The organism is Apilactobacillus timberlakei, assembly GCF_002993965.1.
In the GTDB taxonomy this organism is placed as follows: domain Bacteria; phylum Bacillota; class Bacilli; order Lactobacillales; family Lactobacillaceae; genus Apilactobacillus; species Apilactobacillus timberlakei.
This window is the reverse complement of record NZ_POST01000003.1, coordinates 211,346-227,937: the sequence shown is the minus strand read 5'-3', so window position 1 is coordinate 227,937 and position 16,592 is coordinate 211,346. Positions and strand designations below refer to the sequence as shown.

At 30.3% G+C, this 16,592-nt stretch carries 16 protein-coding genes and 1 other annotated feature; of the genes, 13 read left to right on the top strand and 3 right to left on the bottom strand.

Annotated elements, in window-relative coordinates:
- Positions 1-12: 12 nt before the first annotated feature.
- The 11 genes from aroA (at position 13) to C7N71_RS04940 (ending at position 11,411) form a co-directional block, all read left to right on the top strand.
- Positions 13-1,308, top strand: a complete 1,296-nt coding sequence (gene aroA, locus C7N71_RS04990; RefSeq protein ID WP_105988034.1) for a 3-phosphoshikimate 1-carboxyvinyltransferase — start codon at positions 13-15, stop codon at positions 1,306-1,308.
- 4 nt (positions 1,309-1,312) lie between these two features.
- Positions 1,313-2,158 (top strand): prephenate dehydrogenase, encoded by an 846-nt coding sequence (locus C7N71_RS04985; protein ID WP_157944359.1) that lies wholly within the window; start codon positions 1,313-1,315, stop codon positions 2,156-2,158.
- Between the two features lie 5 nt (positions 2,159-2,163).
- On the top strand, positions 2,164-2,661 hold the full coding sequence (locus C7N71_RS04980; protein ID WP_105988032.1) for a shikimate kinase: 498 nt from the start codon (positions 2,164-2,166) through the stop codon (positions 2,659-2,661).
- 2 nt (positions 2,662-2,663) lie between these two features.
- Positions 2,664-3,554 (top strand): shikimate dehydrogenase, encoded by an 891-nt coding sequence (locus C7N71_RS04975; protein ID WP_105988031.1) that lies wholly within the window; start codon positions 2,664-2,666, stop codon positions 3,552-3,554.
- Between the two features lies 1 nt (position 3,555).
- The gene (gene aroD / locus C7N71_RS04970) at positions 3,556-4,296 is read left to right on the top strand and encodes a type I 3-dehydroquinate dehydratase (RefSeq protein WP_105988030.1); all 741 of its coding nucleotides are present in this window, start codon (positions 3,556-3,558) and stop codon (positions 4,294-4,296) included.
- 78 nt (positions 4,297-4,374) lie between these two features.
- Positions 4,375-4,628: a binding site (T-box leader), on the top strand.
- A gap of 194 nt (positions 4,629-4,822) precedes the next feature.
- On the top strand, positions 4,823-6,442 hold the full coding sequence (locus tag C7N71_RS04965; RefSeq protein ID WP_105988029.1) for a peptide ABC transporter substrate-binding protein: 1,620 nt from the start codon (positions 4,823-4,825) through the stop codon (positions 6,440-6,442).
- A 14-nt stretch (positions 6,443-6,456) separates the two neighbouring features.
- Positions 6,457-7,521 (top strand): M24 family metallopeptidase, encoded by a 1,065-nt coding sequence (locus C7N71_RS04960; RefSeq protein WP_105988028.1) that lies wholly within the window; start codon positions 6,457-6,459, stop codon positions 7,519-7,521.
- 171 nt (positions 7,522-7,692) lie between these two features.
- The gene (locus tag C7N71_RS04955; RefSeq protein WP_157944358.1) at positions 7,693-9,333 is read left to right on the top strand and encodes a peptide ABC transporter substrate-binding protein; all 1,641 of its coding nucleotides are present in this window, start codon (positions 7,693-7,695) and stop codon (positions 9,331-9,333) included.
- Between the two features lie 94 nt (positions 9,334-9,427).
- Positions 9,428-9,700: a hypothetical protein gene (locus tag C7N71_RS04950; RefSeq protein ID WP_105988026.1), complete on the top strand. Its 273-nt coding sequence runs from the start codon at positions 9,428-9,430 to the stop codon at positions 9,698-9,700.
- A gap of 150 nt (positions 9,701-9,850) precedes the next feature.
- The gene (locus tag C7N71_RS04945) at positions 9,851-10,621 is read left to right on the top strand and encodes a helix-turn-helix domain-containing protein (RefSeq protein WP_105988025.1); all 771 of its coding nucleotides are present in this window, start codon (positions 9,851-9,853) and stop codon (positions 10,619-10,621) included.
- 94 nt (positions 10,622-10,715) lie between these two features.
- Positions 10,716-11,411, top strand: a complete 696-nt coding sequence (locus C7N71_RS04940; RefSeq protein ID WP_105988024.1) for a helix-turn-helix domain-containing protein — start codon at positions 10,716-10,718, stop codon at positions 11,409-11,411.
- Between the two features lie 29 nt (positions 11,412-11,440).
- Here C7N71_RS04940 and C7N71_RS04935 read toward each other — a convergent pair whose 3' ends face one another.
- Positions 11,441-12,397, bottom strand: a complete 957-nt coding sequence (locus C7N71_RS04935; protein WP_105988023.1) for a baeRF3 domain-containing protein — start codon at positions 12,395-12,397, stop codon at positions 11,441-11,443.
- Positions 12,398-12,504: 107 nt separating this feature from the next.
- Here C7N71_RS04935 and cls point away from each other — a divergent pair, with 107 nt between their 5' ends.
- Positions 12,505-13,959, top strand: coding sequence for a cardiolipin synthase (gene cls, locus C7N71_RS04930; RefSeq protein ID WP_105988022.1), 1,455 nt, complete (start codon positions 12,505-12,507; stop codon positions 13,957-13,959).
- 19 nt (positions 13,960-13,978) lie between these two features.
- Positions 13,979-14,959 carry a hypothetical protein gene (locus tag C7N71_RS04925; protein ID WP_105988021.1) on the top strand — a complete coding sequence of 327 codons (981 nt, stop codon included), beginning with the start codon at positions 13,979-13,981 and terminating at the stop codon, positions 14,957-14,959.
- A 57-nt stretch (positions 14,960-15,016) separates the two neighbouring features.
- On the opposite strand, the gene pyrE is transcribed toward C7N71_RS04925, so the two are convergent.
- Positions 15,017-15,661: an orotate phosphoribosyltransferase gene (gene pyrE / locus C7N71_RS04920; RefSeq protein WP_105988020.1), complete on the bottom strand. Its 645-nt coding sequence runs from the start codon at positions 15,659-15,661 to the stop codon at positions 15,017-15,019.
- Between the two features lies 1 nt (position 15,662).
- Positions 15,663-16,379, bottom strand: coding sequence for an orotidine-5'-phosphate decarboxylase (gene pyrF / locus C7N71_RS04915; protein WP_105988019.1), 717 nt, complete (start codon positions 16,377-16,379; stop codon positions 15,663-15,665).
- Positions 16,380-16,592 lie beyond the last annotated feature (213 nt).

Sequence of the window (16,592 nt, the reverse complement as noted above, 5' to 3'; positions counted from 1 at the left end):
GAGATGTTTCACATGAAACAATTGATTGGTAACCAAAACAAACGCTTAAATGGCAGCCTTAGTGTACCTGGAGATAAGAGTATTTCACATCGGAGTATTATGATTGCTGCCATTAGTGAAGGTAAAAGTATTATTCATAATTTTCTATTTTCAGATGATTGCTTAACAACAATAAAAACATTTCAACAGATGGGAATTGCAATTAATAATTTGGATAATAAAATAATTGTTCATGGCAAGGGGTTGCATGGATTAAAAGCACCCAAAAATTCATTAAATATGGGGAATTCCGGGACAACGACACGTTTATTGAGTGGTATATTAGCTGCTCAGTCATTTACAAGTGAACTTTTTGGTGATAATTCATTATCTAAACGTCCAATGCAACGCATTAGCATTCCTTTATCTCAAATGGGAGCTCAAATTGATACTTGTAATGGGCATCTACCAATGACTATTAAAGGAAATAAAATTAGCGCAATTGATTATGATTTGCCCATCGCTAGTGCGCAAGTAAAAAGTGCCATTATTTTAGCTGCTTTATACGCTAATGGAGATACTATTATTCATGGACAACAAACGACACGTGATCATACGGAAAGAATGCTGAATCAATTTGGTAAACGAAAAGTAGTTGAACGAAATGAAAATCAAGTTATTGTACACGCTGATTCACAATTAAAGGGGCAAACATTTATAATTCCAGGTGATATATCTTCTGCTGCTTTTTTCATGGTGGCAGCCACCATCGTTCCTAATTCACATATTATTTTAAAATCAGTTGGAGTAAATCCAACTCGAATAGGAATCATTAAAGTTTTAAAAGCGATGAATGCGGATATAACTTTTCATAATTTTCAAGATAATGAAGAACCTATTGCAGACATTGAAGTAAAATCAGTAAAACATTTAAAACCCATTCATATTGGTAAGTCAGACATCCCTTCAATGATTGATGAACTACCTTTAATAGCTTTATTAGCAGCGAAATCAGATGGTATTAGTACCATTCATGGAGCCGAAGAGTTGCATTTTAAAGAAACTGATCGAATTGAGACAGTAGCTAATGAATTTCAAAAATTAGGCATTTCTATTAAAGCATTATCTGATGGATTTTTAATTGATGGGCAATCACAATGGCATTTAGTAGACAAAAATTTGAATAGTCATGATGACCATCGAATTGGGATGACCTTGGCAGTAGCTTCATTAATGTTTAAAGAGACAATTAATTTGGCGCATGCGGATGCAATTAAAATTTCTTATCCAACATTTTTTAAAGATTTGGAACAATTGTTAAGGAGTTGAAATGATGAAAACAGTGTTTATTAGTGGCTTAGGTTTGATTGGTAGCTCTTTAGCGAGAGTTATTAGTAAAAATGGTAATTATGTAATTGGTTTTGATCCTAAAATTGATAATACTAATTTTATGCTTAGAAATAAATTCATTAATGCTAGCCTTGATTTTAATACTGCTGCAATTCAAGCAGACGTTATTATTTTAGCTGGTCCAGTAAATGTCATTATTGAGCAAATTAATAAATTAAATCAATTAAACTTAAAGCCAGGAACAATTATTTCAGATGTTGGTAGTACTAAAGCATCGATTATGAAAGCTGCAAGTGTTTTTGAAGCAAAGCAAATTTATTTTATTGGTGGACATCCTATGGCTGGTTCTCAACTGACAGGCAGTCAAGCAGGTAAATTAAGCTTATTTAAAAATGCCACATATTTTATGGTTCCTAGCGAATCTGCAAAAGATAAAGTTTGTGAATTAGAAGAAATACTAGCTAAAAGTGAAGCCAATTTTAAAACAATTTCACCCAATAAACACGATCAAATCGTTGGCAATATTAGCCATTTACCACATGCAATTGTTTTTACTTTAATGAATACAATTGATCAAACTATTGGAAAAGAACTACAAGATATTAACGTAGGTGGCGGATTACTCAGTACGACACGAATTGCAGCGGCAGATGCTGAGATGTGGAATGCTATTTTTCAAGATAATTCGAAAAATATTTTGCATTCAATTAATGAATTTGAAACTGAACTAAAAGCTCTAAAAAAGATGATAAAAAATAATGATACTAATAAATTGAAACATTTTATGCAACATTCCCAGATGATTAGAAAACAAATTGAAAAGAAGTGATAAAAATGCAAGCAATTATCATTGGTTTTATGGGAAGTGGGAAAACTACAGTTGGTAGAGAGCTTTCTGAAAGTTTAAATGTTAATAATCATGATTTAGATGAAATCATTGTCAATCAAATTGGTGAATCAATTAGTAGCTTTTTTAAAACCCATAGCGAAGCTGAATTTAGAAAAATTGAACGCCAACAATTACAAAAAGCAATGAATTTAGAAGGTATTTTATCAACGGGTGGTGGCACGCCCATGCAAAACTCACAAATCTTTAAGGCAACTTCAATTCCTGTTTTTTTACTAGATGCAGTTGATGAAACAATTTTAAAACGTTTAACAAAAGAAAGTGGTCGCCCATTAGTTGAAAAGCTTGGAATGGATGGTATCTTGCAATTAAAAGCTAAACGCCAACCAGCATATGAAGCAATCAGTGATTACATAATTCACACTGATAATAAGACACCACAAGCTGTAAGCAAAGAGATTATTAATAAATTAAGGAGTCGATAATTATGGTAGAACGAATTGATGGACATACAATTTTAATTGGATTAATGGCATACCCAATTAGACACAGTATGTCACCTACAATGCATAATAATGCTTTTGCTAAGTTAGGTTTAAACTATGCATACTTAGTTTTTGATATTGATGGTGATCAAATTAAAGCTGGAATCGATGCATTAAGAACCTTAGGAATGCGTGGTTCTAACATTTCGATGCCTAATAAGCAAAAAGTGGTTCCATATTTGGATAAATTAGACAAAACATCACAGCTTACGGGATCAGTTAATACGATTGTTAATGATGATGGAACATTAACTGGTTATACAACTGATGGCATTGGCTTTATGAAAGCACTAGCAGATGAAAACCTAGACATTACTGGTAAAAAGATGGTTTTATCAGGGGCAGGTGGTGCTGGGACACCAATTGCAATTCAAGCAGCGTTGGATGGAGTGCAAGAAATTTCCATTTTTAACCGAAGCGATGATAGTCAATGGAACAATGCTAAAAGGAATGTTTCAATTATTAACGCAGAAACAGATTGTAAAGCACAATTATTTGATTTGAATGATCAAGAATCATTTAAAAATGAAATCAAAAGTTGTGATATTTATTGTGATTCAACTGCAGTGGGAATGAATCCACTACAAGACGAAACTTTAGTTAGTGATCCTAGTTGGTTTCACGAAGATATGATCGTATTTGATACAGTTTATTCACCACGAGAAACTAAATTAATGCAAGTTGCCAAACAGGCTAATGTTAAGCATATTTTAAATGGTTTAGGAATGATGATTGAACAAGGGGCTGCGGCTTTTAAATTATGGACAGGCAAAGAAATGCCAGTTGATTATATTAAAAAAATTGTTTTCGATAATAAGGATAGTGGTCATTAAGATGAATTTAAATCATTTAAATACTGCAAAAAAACCAATGATTGCAGTACCAATTACAGCAAATAATCTGGATGATATTAAACAATCAATCATTGCAATTAACAATAATCAACATATTGATTTAGTCGAATGGCGAGTTGATTTTTTTAATAATTTGCATAATTTTTCAATGCTAAAGCAAGCTAATGAATTACTAAAAAAGAAATTGAAATTGCCTTTGTTAATTACTTTTAGAACTGTTAATGAAGGCGGCCATTTTAATAACTCTGAAGCAGAGTATTTTAAATTATTGGATCTAATGATTGCTGAAATGAAGCCGGATCTTTTAGATGTTGAATTAGCACATCAAAATAGCTTAATAAAAAACGTCATTCAAAATGCACATCAAAATAATATTTTAGTGATTGAAAGTAATCACGATTTTAATCGAACACCGGTAAAACTAGAAATGTGTAAGCGATTAGTTCAAATTCAAAATGATGGAGCTGATATTGCAAAAATTGCTTATATGCCAAAAGATAATTCTGATGTTTTAAATTTAATGAAATTTACTGACTTTGCTAAAAATAATTTATCAATTCCAATTGTTTCGATGTCAATGGGTAATCTAGGTAAAATAACTAGATTGTATGGCTATCAATTTGGTTCATGTATTACTTTTGCGTCTTTAAATGATTCATCAGCACCAGGACAGTTAACTGTTGATACTTTAAATAATGTATTAAAGTTATTAAATGAGTGATTTTTTGTTAAATTATTAAAAAAGATTTGACAAAAATGAGAAAAGTATTAGAATTTTAATTGTTGGCAAATAAATATATCAAAAACGTTGAAATAGAAAGAGTAATTTTAACATGATTTTTTAGAGAGATTTCGTTTGGTGCAAGAAATCATTGAGGGTTAAGATGAAAATCATCTATTAGTTGCTAGGCAAACTAAGTAGTCTAAGCTGGGAATTCCCATTATTGAATCTGCAAATCAACAGGTTTGTTTGAGTGATATCGTTTTGCCATATTAATAATGAATTGAAAAACGGTATAACAAAAGGTGGTACCGCGCATAAGCGTCCTTTATTTCGTGTATTCGAAATTAGGACGCTTTTTTTATACATAAATTTAAGGGAGATGATTTTTATGAAACATGACATTAATACTGCGAATCGTAAGTAATGATTGTAATTATAAAAACAGACTTCCAATGAGAAAAAACAACTTTTAAATTATTTTTCTTCATTGAAGTCCGAAAAGTCTATTGGGGGAACTTTAATTATGAAGAAAAAAAGTTTATCAGTATTAGCATTAACAGCATTGTCCACATTAGGTTTAGCTGCTTGTGGAAATCAAAATAGTGCAGGAACTAAAAATGTAGTTAACATGTCAGAACCATCAAATTTATTAACATTAGATCAATCTAAGCTAGTTGATCAAGTGAGTGATGTCACTTTAAATAACTCTAATCAAGGATTATTAGTCATGACAAAAGACAGTAAAGTAGTTCCAGGAGTTGCCAAAAGCTATCAAGTTTCTAAAGATGGTAAAACATATACCTTTAATTTAAGACATTCCAAGTGGAGCAATGGAACTCCAGTGACAGCAAAAGATTTTGTTTATGGTTTTCAAAGAAGTGTGAATCCTAAGACAGCTGCTGCTTATCAATATTTATTTGATGATGTACATAATGCGCAGTCAGTTGATAAAGGTAAAATGCCAGTTTCTAGTTTAGGTGTTAAAGCTGAAGGTGATTACAAATTTGTAGTTCATTTAGATAAGCCAGCAACTTACTTTAAATATGTTGCAACCATGCCGCCCACTTACCCACAAAATGAAAATGAAGTAAATAAATATGGTAGTGGTTATGCAACCAATAGTAGTAAACAATTATATAATGGAGCATTTCAAGTTAAAGGCTGGAATGGAACTAATGATAATTGGAAATTAGTTAAGAATCCATATTATTGGGACAAAAAAAATACCAAGTTATCAACTATGAACTTCAGTGTTGCTAAAGATCCACAAACTGCTTTAGATCAATATCAAAGTGGTAATTTAGATGAAATGCAATTGAGTGGTAAAAGCCAAGTATCCAGTTTTAAAGGTAATTCTGAATATCATGCTAGAAAAGAAGCCGGTACTTATTATTTAGAAATGAATCAAAAGAAAGTGCCTGCTTTGAGGAATGTTAATGTTCGAAAAGCACTATCATTAGCAATCAATCGAAAAGAATTAACCAATAATGTTTTAGGTAATGGTTCAGTTCCTGCTAAAGGATTTGTTGCTTCAGATATGGCTAAATATAAAGGTAAGGATTTTGCTGATGATGCTTATGTTTCATCAGCAGTGCAAAGCAATTTGGATCAAGCTAAAAAACTATTTGCTAAAGGAATGAAAGAAGTTGGCCAAAGTAAACTAAGTCTTTCATTATTATCAGATGATAGTTCAGATGCTAAATCAATGACCGAGTTCTTGCAAAATGAATTACAAAAGTTACCAGGATTAAAAGTTAATGATGTTAATGTTCCAGCCAAGGTTGCTACTACTAGAACCGAAAAAGGTGATTTTGATGTTACGGTTGATGCTTGGATTGCTGATTTTCCTGACCCAGTTAGTTTTATGAGTTTAATGACTACTGATAATGGCTATAATCACGGTGGTTGGAGTAATCAACAATATGATAATTTGATGCATCAAGCAACTAATATTGATGCTAATAACTACAATAAGCGTTGGTCAGATATGGTAGAAGCTCAAAAATTAATGTTAAATGACCAAGCAATTGTTCCTTTATATCAATTAGTTAGCCCTCAAGTTTTAAAAAATCGTGTTCAAGGTGTTAACTATTATCCAAGTGGTGGTAACTATGATTTTAGATATGTACACACAAATAACTAAGTGAGGCTTCTTATATGAATAATCGAGTTGAACAATTCAAACAATTAATGCAACAAAACAATATTAATAATTTTATTATTACTGATCCATTTAATCTGATTTATTTAGCTAATTTTCATGGATTAGCTGGGGATGGTTGTATGGTTGTTTCCAATCAACAGCCAGTTTTAATTACTGATTCTAGATATGAAGTAGAAATGCAAGGAAAATTACCTGAAAATGTTGATTTGAAGATTACCCGTGATTATTACGCAACTGCTGCTCAACTTTTAAAAGATAACGATGAAAATGTAGGGGTTGAAAGTTCGCTCAATTTTAAAACTTACAAAAGGTTAAGTCAATTACTACCCAATCGTTTGGTTGCAAAAGATGGATTGATTGAAAAGCTAAGGGATCATAAAGATCAAGAAGAATTATCCATCTTAACTAAATCTACTAAGTTGGTTAGTGAAGCATATCAAGATTTATTATATTATGTTCAGATTGGATTAACTGAAAAAGAAGTTTCATTATGGCTATATAATTGGATGCTAAATCATGGTGCACAAAAGCCAAGTTTCAATACGATTGTCGCAAGCGGCTACCGATCTGCATTGCCACATGGTGATGCTACTGATAAGAAACTAGGACAAGGTGATTTAGTAACTGTTGATTTTGGCTTTTACTATGATGATTATACTTCGGATATGACGAGAACTTTTGCGTTGGGTAATCCAGGTAGTGAATTGAAGAGAGCATATCAAGTTGTTTTAGATGCCCAAAGTAAGATGATTAATGCAATGCATGATGGTGTAGATGGCAAGCGAGTAGATGCAGCTGCTCGTGACTATATTACAGAACAAGGGTTTGGGAAATACTTTGGTCATGGGAGTGGTCATAGTATTGGCTTAGATATTCATGAAACACCAATTCTTAATCCTAATTGTAAAGATAAAATTTTTGAAAACTATGTAATGACAGCCGAACCAGGAATTTATTTACCAGGTAAGGGTGGTATTCGAATTGAAGATGATATTTTAGTACAAAAAGATGGCTCAAAAGTATTGACCACTGCGCCTAAACAGCTAATCATTTTATAAATTAATATTCATTAAAGGGGATGATTTTTATGAAACATGACATTATGAAGCAATCAAATGCGAATCGTAAGTAAAAAACAATTTTATAAAGATCGATATCTAATGAAGAAATAAAATGTTCAAATTTTCTTCATTAGATATTCGCTACATAATATGTTGGGGGATTATATAATGAAGAAAACATTTTTATCTGTTATGGCATTAACAGCTTTATCAAGTTTAGGTTTAGTGGCTTGTGGAAATCAAGCAAATGGCAGTAATTTATCAAATGGTGCTAAGTCCAAAACACTTAATTGGATGGAAAAGGGGAATCTTAGAACTTTAGATCCATCCACAATTGTTGAATCAACTAGTGCTGAAACTTTAGCTAATGCTGATCAAGGACTATTAGCAAACCCAAAAAGTAATGAATTAGATAGTGGGGTTGCTAAAAGCTACAAGGTGTCAAAAGATGGAAAGACTTATACATTTAATTTAAGACATGAAAAATGGAGCAATGGTGATCCTGTGACTGCTAAAGATTTTGTATACGGTTTTCAAAGAAGTGTTAATCCTAAAACAGCATCTCAAGATTCTTATATTCTTGATCACGTTGCTAATTATAGTAATGTAAGTAAGGGTAAAGCACCAGTATCAACTTTAGGCGTTTCAGCACCCAATGATTATACTTTTGTTGTACATTTAAGTAAGCCTCAAACATACTTTAAGTATTTAACTGCAGGTTCAGTTATGTATCCACAGAATGAAAAAGTGGTTACGAAGTTAGGAAAAAGTTATGGGACGACATCCCAAAACCAAGTTTACAATGGTCCATACACTATTCAAGGTTGGAATGGGACTAATGATTCTTGGAGCTTAAAAAAGAATCCTAATTACTGGAATGCTAAAAATGTTAATTTAAATCAAGTTAAATTTCATGTGGTTAAAGATGGTCAGACTGGAATGAATGAATATCAAACTGGGATGTTAGATCAGCTAAGTTTGAATAGTAAACAACAGGTAGAAAATTATAACCATTCATCTGAATTACATAAATTTAATACTGCTAATTCAGATTATGTAGAATTAAATCAACAAAAGGTTTCTGCATTCAAGAATGTAAAATTAAGACAAGCTTTATCGTATGCTATAGATCGTAATCAATTAGTAAATAATGTGCTAGGTGATGGATCTAAGCCACTTAATAGTTTTGTTGCTAACAATTTAGCTAAATATAAAGGCAAGGATTTTGCTAATGAAGCTAAAGTTAATAGTTCTAGTCAGTATGACATGAATAAAGCAAAAGAATTATGGAAACAAGGATTAAAAGAAGTGGGCAAAAATGGATTGGATTTGAAATTAACATCTGATGATAGTGATACTGCTAAATCAGTGAGTGAATATATGCAAAGTCAATGGACAAAATTACCTGGCTTAAAAGTAACTAATGTTAGTTTGCCTAGTCAGCAAAGAGTTTCTAGATTACTTTCTCAAAACTTTGATATGTGTCTAACCGGATGGAATCCTGGGATTCCAGACCCATCAGCTACATTAGATACTAGAGAATCTACTAATTCAATGAACTTTAGTAAATGGAAAAATACAAAATTTGATGCTTTAATGAACGATGCTGAAAATACCCACTCCAACGATGAAAATAAACGCTGGGATGATATGGTCAAAGCTGGTAAGTTAGCAGATAAGGATGTTTCGGCTGTTAATTTATATCAAAATGCTCGTCCCACATTATTAAAAACTAACGTACATGGATTAAGATATAATTCTACTGGTGATAGTTGGGATTTTGCTAAAGCATATGTAAGTGATAAATAAGCATTATAGTCTTTACTTCTTATAACATTAATTATTAAACTAATGTTAAAATAATTATGTTGGTTATTTTAAATTATAGATTGGAGCAATCAATATGCTAGATAATGTAATTTCAAAAGTAAAAAACATGATGAATAAAGATGAAGATGGCGAAAAAGATAATGTTTCCAAAGACACAATTAGAGAAATCAGAGAAACAAAAGCAGCTAACCAATATCGTCATATTCAAGAACATACTAATTTAAGATATAATAGAAGAATGCAAGACCATGTTTATAGTGAATTAAATAAAGATAGAATGTACAGATTGGCGCTTGCCAATAGCCTACCAAAGTCTATTAAAAAAATTACAAGTAGTCATAATTAATAAGAAAAAAATTTTTAGATCCATTAATTATTGAAAAATAATTAATGGATCTTTTTTTGATACATTTCCTCTATGACGGGGATGCAATTAATTATTGCGTGACAATTTTTTAATATATGTATTAACTTAATCAATGTTGGGAGGTCGAAAATGAATTTAGGAGAGAAAATCAAAAGTGGTCGTAAAGAGATTAACTTAACGCAACAAGAATTAGCTGATCGATTACATGTGACCAGACAAGCACTTTCTAGATGGGAAAATAATTTAAGTTATCCTAATTTAGATATGTTAGTTGATATCAGTAAAAGTTTGAAAGTTTCTTTAAATGAACTATTAATTGAGGAGCAAGACGGAATGGTAAAAAGAATTAGTGATGATGTTAGAGATAGAAAAAAATATTTAAAATATTTAATCATGATTGGAGTATTTTTATTAATAATAATAGCTTGGTTATGCACACTATGGTATGGAAGATCCAACCAAATTAGCGCAATTGATCAAAATAATCCATTTTTAAAAACAGAATATGGATATGCACTTTTGCCAGATAAAACACCATTGAAAAAGCAAAAAGTATATATAACCTATAATTGGGATAAAAAAAGAAAACGTAAAATACATAAGCAAGTTACCAAAATGTTAAAAGAGCCTACTTCAATTGACGCTTTTGTTGTGAAAGATGCATTTGGTAATGGAGAATGGATGCCTTTTTATACAGGTAAGTATGATAAAAATCAACATTATGCAGTTGTCGCTCATAAAGGTGCTTATGTTTCTAATGCTAGGACAATTAATAAAAATGAAATTCCACAAACAATTAGAGATATTATTGGTAATCATTATATGAAATATCAAAGAACAACACCAGATGAACCAGGAGTTGTAATGGATAGGAAAACCAATATTATTCAAGATGATTAATTAAAAAAATTTATTACAATAAGCTTGCAACTGAAGGTTGCGTGACATTTTATACTTCAACATAGTAATTTGATGAATATAGGAGGCGTTTAAATTGGATTTAGGTAGAAAAATAAAACAAGGACGCAGACAATTCAATTTTACACAACAAGAATTAGCTGATCAATTACATGTAACTAGACAAGCATTATCTAAATGGGAAAATAATTTAAGTTATCCTAATTTAGATATGTTAGTTGATATCAGTAAAAGTTTAAACATTTCATTAAATGAATTATTGGGAGAGGAAGATAAAATGATTAAACAAATTAGTAACGATGTTAGAAGTAAGCATAAATATATGAAATATCTATATATTGTTAGCGGAATCTTTATATTATTTATTGTAATGTCAGTAACAATGTTTCTATTTTTATATGGTAAAGAGACTAATTCTGTAGCTACTGATCGATTTAATCCAGCATTAAAAACAGAAATCGGCTATGCAATTTTGCCAGAAAAAACACCAATTAAAAGAGAAAAAGTGAAATTTCATCAAAATGACAAGCAAAAAACTGAATGGGAGAATGTGCCACAAAATATATATGCTTATGTTTATGACAATGCAAAAGGAAATGGTGAATATTTAAAATTTGCTACAGGACTTTATAATAAAGATCATCGATGGGCAAAGATTACGCATAAAGGCACTTATGTATCTAAAGCATCTTTAATTACTAAGGATGATATTCCTAAAAATATTGCCCAAAATATGAGTAATTCATACTCAAACTATGGTGTTAAAAAATAAAAAGACTACTCAAATGAGTAGCCTTTTTACTATACATATTTTCGGTTGATTACGGCACAATCAGCACTAACTGGCATATCTTCTTTAGAAAGCACAAATACTTCTCCAGCAAAACCAATTGTTGTAATTGCCAAATCATTATAAAGTTTGTCATATTTATCTTCATTAACAAATAATGTGTCAATTTTACCTGAAGTAGCATCAGAAATGATTTCTTTTAAATCATCTGAAACAGCATTATTAGTTTTAGCTTTGCCATAATTAAATTTATTATTGGCTATACCAGCTTTATAAAATTGTTGATTAACTTTATCAACAATGTCATTTAGATTGTCATCACTAACAACATCTCCATAGGTTATATCTTTTAATAACTTATGCTGTTTAGCAATTTTTGCATACAAATCATGATTTTTTTCATTAGCGATTAATACAGTGGGTAAATAATTATCATCTTTGAACATATCAGTAATATATTCATCAACTAGTTGATAAAATTTATTTTGATCATTATCTATTAAAACAGAAATAGGTTTATTTACTAGATTAATTTCATTAATCTTTTTATTATCAACACGATATAATCTAAAACTATTTTTTTCTAAAATCAACAAACGATAATGTAATTCAGATTCTAGTTCTTTTATTAAAGGAATGATATCCATGGTGTCATCCATTACAAATTTAGTATCAGTGTTTTTAGTTAATGTAAATGAATGAATGGCTTTAACACTGACAAATAGTGCAAATCCAGTTCCATTATCAACATGCTTAGCACGATCAAAATTGAATTTTCTTAGTTTACGTTCGTACTTAGACCATAAATTTTCATCATATTTATTAATGAATTTTGTTTTTATATTTTGAATTAAATTTAAATATTCATTTTTGTTACTTATTTCTTTAAAGGTAACATAAAGTGAAATGAATGGACCCATTTCATAGTCCAAAGTTAACATATTTCTTAGCTCAGTAGTGGACGTCAATTTATAAACCCCCTTGTTTAATATATTAATAGTATATCACGATAGATAATTGTAAAAATATAATATGCTATAATATCATTATAATTACATGAGAAAGAAGGATTTAAATGGACATAATGGCTATCATTGATTTCATCATTTTAGCCAATGAAGTATTAGCGTTAATCACTGTTTTTAGGGAAGAACGAGAAATCTCTGCCACCTGGGCATGGTTATTAGTTTTATCTTTCTTACCAGTAATCGGTTTTATAATCTATGCCTTCGTTGGTAGAAAATTGCCCAAAAAAAGATTATTTCGTTTTCAGGATAAGGATAATGAAAGAATTCATCAAGTGCTCGAAGAACAACTCAGATTACATAGTAATCCCAAGGGGATTAAAGCTGATGAGGTGTCTTATTCAGCTAGAAATTTAGTTAAACTGTTTAAAAATTCTGATATTTCAGATTTGTCCAGACGTAATCATATTAAAATATTTATTGAAGGTAATGATTTATTTAATAAGATACTTAGAGACTTAAATAAAGCAAAATATTCAATTAATATTGAATTTTATACATTTTATAATGATGAAATTGGAAATCAAATTTTAGATATGCTAGTCAAAAAAGCTAAACAAGGTGTTAAGGTCCATGTTATATATGACAGTTTTGGTTCTTTGGGAACAACCCGCAGATTTTTTAAACCACTGACTAAAGTCGGTGGAATGGCAGAACCATTTTTACATACCCATTCCGCAATTACAGACTTTCGTATTAACTTTAGAGATCACCGCAAAATTGTTGTCGTTGATGGGAAAATTGGATATATTGGTGGATTTAATATTGGGGACCAATATTTAAATCGTAAAAATAAATTTGGTAATTGGCGTGATACTCATCTGAGAATAATCGGTAACGCTGTTTATAATTTGCAAGCTCAGTTTATTCTAGACTGGAATGTTACTGATATCCATCATCAAATTGATGAAGTTAATAATAAAGAATTTTATTTTCCACCTACTTATCAAGATGGAAGTACTAATATACAAATTGTATCTAGTGGTCCTGACACTAGTTTGCAGCAAATTAAATTAGGGTACATTAAATTAATTCAAACTGCTAAAAATTATTGTTGGATTCAAAGTCCATATTTGATTCCTGATGATAGTACTATCGATGCACTGAAAAGCGCAGCAATGTCGAGAGTAGATGTAAGAATTATGATTCCATGTAAACCTGATCATCCATTTGTTTATCGAGCTACTCAGTATTATGCTAAACAATTAGCACAATATGGGGTGAAAATTTATTATTATCGTAAGGGATTTTTACACGCTAAGACGATTGTAGTTGACGGTAAAGTTTCATCTGTTGGGTCTGCAAATTTCGATTTTAGAAGTTTTAAATTGAATTTTGAAATTAATGCTTTCTTATATGATGAAGATATTAGCCAACAATTGCGTTCGCTATATATTAAAGATATGCGGGATAGTACTTTAGAAACAGTTGAAAGTATGAATCAACAATCTCTATGGTTAAGATTTAAACAAGTGTTTAGTCGTTTATTTTCGCCAATATTGTAAATTTAAAGGAGATTATGTCATGAGAAAAAATTTTAAAATATTATTAGGAATTTTAACCTTTTCATGTTTGTTTAGTTTAGCTAATTTTAAACAGAACAATGCACATGCATTTGTACATTCAAAACAAGAAATTCAAAAGAATTCCGAATTATTTGAAGCTGCAGACTATTCTGCTTCAAGAACTACTGATAAAGCTAATCAGTATGCTGCAAAACATTTTGTAGATGATAAAGCCAAAAATTATATTTATAATTTATATCGAAAGAATGCAGATTATTTAACAAAAAATTATGAATTTTATGATGAAATAGGACAATCCTATTTTTACAATGATACGCATGAATCTGATACTAGAAAATTTACTAATTACTATCAATATGCCAATTATGCAGCCAATTTATTAATCAATAATACGTTATCTAAACAATTAAAATTTCAATTTAGCGTAAAACATCGAACTCAAAATGATTATTTTTCATATCATAAATGGGAAAAAGGGTATGTTAATCCACAGTGGCTTCATTATTCTTATAATCCTGAAAATGATAATAGTACAGATATTCCTTTGTATGCTAGTATTGGCCAGGCCAGAAAAGAAATGAAGGCTAATCCTCATTATTATTCATCTAAAAATAGTTTGAATTTAGATAATAATTATGAATTAATACTCAAACCATTTTGGATTAAAAAGATAAAAGCCGACATCTTTATGATTAAAATGAATAAAAAAGTTTATTATGTGCCTAAAGCTATTTTTTCGGATTCCACACATAAACTGACAGTTTTTGAAAAATATAACTCTTATGTAGATAAGAATTATATTTGGTCCAATATTGGTATTGGCAAACAAAGCAATATTGATCAAATGGTTTTTAATAAAAATGCTAGAATTAAAAATCAACAAACTCTAAATCTTGTTGGTGATATTTATAAAAAATATCCTAGAAATATTTGGAAATATAATTCTGTCTATATTGATCCTAACGATGTAACTGACTAAAAAGGCCAGCATCTTATTTATAAGATGCTAGCTTTTTTATATAGTTGAATTTAAATATTATTTTACGTTAATTTTCCACTGCCATGGATTTCGATGCCATTTTTTTAAAGAATCGACTTCTTTTGCAGAAATGTAGCCATCTAATTTTGCTTGCTCAATAATTGTGGGGTAATTGGTTAGAGTATTAAATTGAATGTTGGCTTTTTTGAAGTTATCAAAGCTATCCTTTAAACCATAAGTAAAGATTGCAGCGATTCCTACTACATTAATTTGATTATCAGTTAAGTATTTTGCAGCTTTTAAGACACTGTTACCAGTAGATAATAAATCATCAATTAAAACTACTTTTGCATCATTTTTAATGACACCTTCCATTTGTTTACCTTGACCATGATCCTTAGGTTTAGAACGAACATAGATCATTGGTAAGTTTAATTTATCGGCAACTAAAGTAGCATGAGGAATCCCTGCGGTAGCAACTCCTCCAATCACATTGGCGTCTGGAAAATTATTTTTAATTAGATTAGCTAAACCTTCAGCAATATCATTTCTAATTTTTGGATAACTGATAGTAATACGATTATCAGTATAAATAGGGGCTTTGATGCCAGAAGCCCAAGTGTATGGATGATTAGGTGATAAAGCAACTGCTTTAATCTTCAATAAGTCTTTTGCAATTTTAGTACTAATTGATTTATTCATTTTACATTCCTCCATTAATTGCTGATAAGATATTTTGATATGTTTGTACTGGATCTTTGGCTTGTGTAATACTACGACCAACGACAATTCCATTACTACCCAATTTTTGAGCTTCAGTAGGTGTAACGATTCTTTTTTGGTCATCACTAGCATTATTTTTTAATCTAATCCCAGGATTAATACATAATAAATGATTGCTTACTTTTTCATGAATCAATTGATCTTCTAATGCTGAAGAAATTACTCCATCAGCACCACTTTGATATGCAATATTAGCCAGATGAGTAACTGATTCGTTGATACTAACATTAATTTGTTCTTCAATTTTCATTTGCATTTCTGAAGTTGAAGTTAGCTGGGTTACTGCTAATAATTTAGGTGTTGGATGGTTAGTATCTTTAGCTCCATTGATTAATCCTTTTTTAGCAGCTTGAATCATTTTGCCACCACCAAGGGCGTGAACAGTGGTATATTGAATATCTAATTGAGCTAATTGATTAGCTGATTTTTCCACAGTATTAGGAATGTCATGTAATTTTAAATCTAAAAATATCTGGATGTTTTGTTCTCTCAATTTTTGAATTATTTTAGGCCCTTCACGATAAAATAATTCCATACCTACCTTCACAGAAAGATTTTTAATTCCGATAAAAGGTTTTAAAAATTCAAATGTCTTCTCTGCTGTCGGAAAATCTAATGCAATAAAAACTGGTTTCATTAATAACCCTCCAAATAAAAAGTCGTCTAGTCAAAGAGACTAGACGACGATTTTAGGGTACATTTATTCCGTTCATCGATTTGCTAGTCTCTCTGGACTAATTTAAAATCATTTATTACTCTAACTATACATTAATTTAAATTTTATGCAAACTTTAAATTTAATTTGCAATTTAAATTAATGTGGTGCATAATTTTTTGAAGAATAAAATAT

Excerpts from the sequence above, each read along its gene's own strand:
- aroA (WP_105988034.1), top strand. The coding sequence starts at position 13 with ATGAAACAATTGATTGGTAACCAAAACAAACGCTTAAATGGCAGCCTT.
- C7N71_RS04985 (WP_157944359.1), top strand. The coding sequence starts at position 1,313 with ATGAAAACAGTGTTTATTAGTGGCTTAGGTTTGATTGGTAGCTCTTTA.
- C7N71_RS04980 (WP_105988032.1), top strand. The coding sequence starts at position 2,164 with ATGCAAGCAATTATCATTGGTTTTATGGGAAGTGGGAAAACTACAGTT.
- C7N71_RS04975 (WP_105988031.1), top strand. The coding sequence starts at position 2,664 with ATGGTAGAACGAATTGATGGACATACAATTTTAATTGGATTAATGGCA.
- aroD (WP_105988030.1), top strand. The coding sequence starts at position 3,556 with ATGAATTTAAATCATTTAAATACTGCAAAAAAACCAATGATTGCAGTA.
- C7N71_RS04965 (WP_105988029.1), top strand. The coding sequence starts at position 4,823 with ATGAAGAAAAAAAGTTTATCAGTATTAGCATTAACAGCATTGTCCACA.
- C7N71_RS04960 (WP_105988028.1), top strand. The coding sequence starts at position 6,457 with ATGAATAATCGAGTTGAACAATTCAAACAATTAATGCAACAAAACAAT.
- C7N71_RS04955 (WP_157944358.1), top strand. The coding sequence starts at position 7,693 with ATGAAGAAAACATTTTTATCTGTTATGGCATTAACAGCTTTATCAAGT.
- C7N71_RS04950 (WP_105988026.1), top strand. The coding sequence starts at position 9,428 with ATGCTAGATAATGTAATTTCAAAAGTAAAAAACATGATGAATAAAGAT.
- C7N71_RS04945 (WP_105988025.1), top strand. The coding sequence starts at position 9,851 with ATGAATTTAGGAGAGAAAATCAAAAGTGGTCGTAAAGAGATTAACTTA.
- cls (WP_105988022.1), top strand. The coding sequence starts at position 12,505 with ATGGACATAATGGCTATCATTGATTTCATCATTTTAGCCAATGAAGTA.
- C7N71_RS04925 (WP_105988021.1), top strand. The coding sequence starts at position 13,979 with ATGAGAAAAAATTTTAAAATATTATTAGGAATTTTAACCTTTTCATGT.
- pyrE (WP_105988020.1), bottom strand. The coding sequence starts at position 15,661 with ATGAATAAATCAATTAGTACTAAAATTGCAAAAGACTTATTGAAGATT.
- pyrF (WP_105988019.1), bottom strand. The coding sequence starts at position 16,379 with ATGAAACCAGTTTTTATTGCATTAGATTTTCCGACAGCAGAGAAGACA.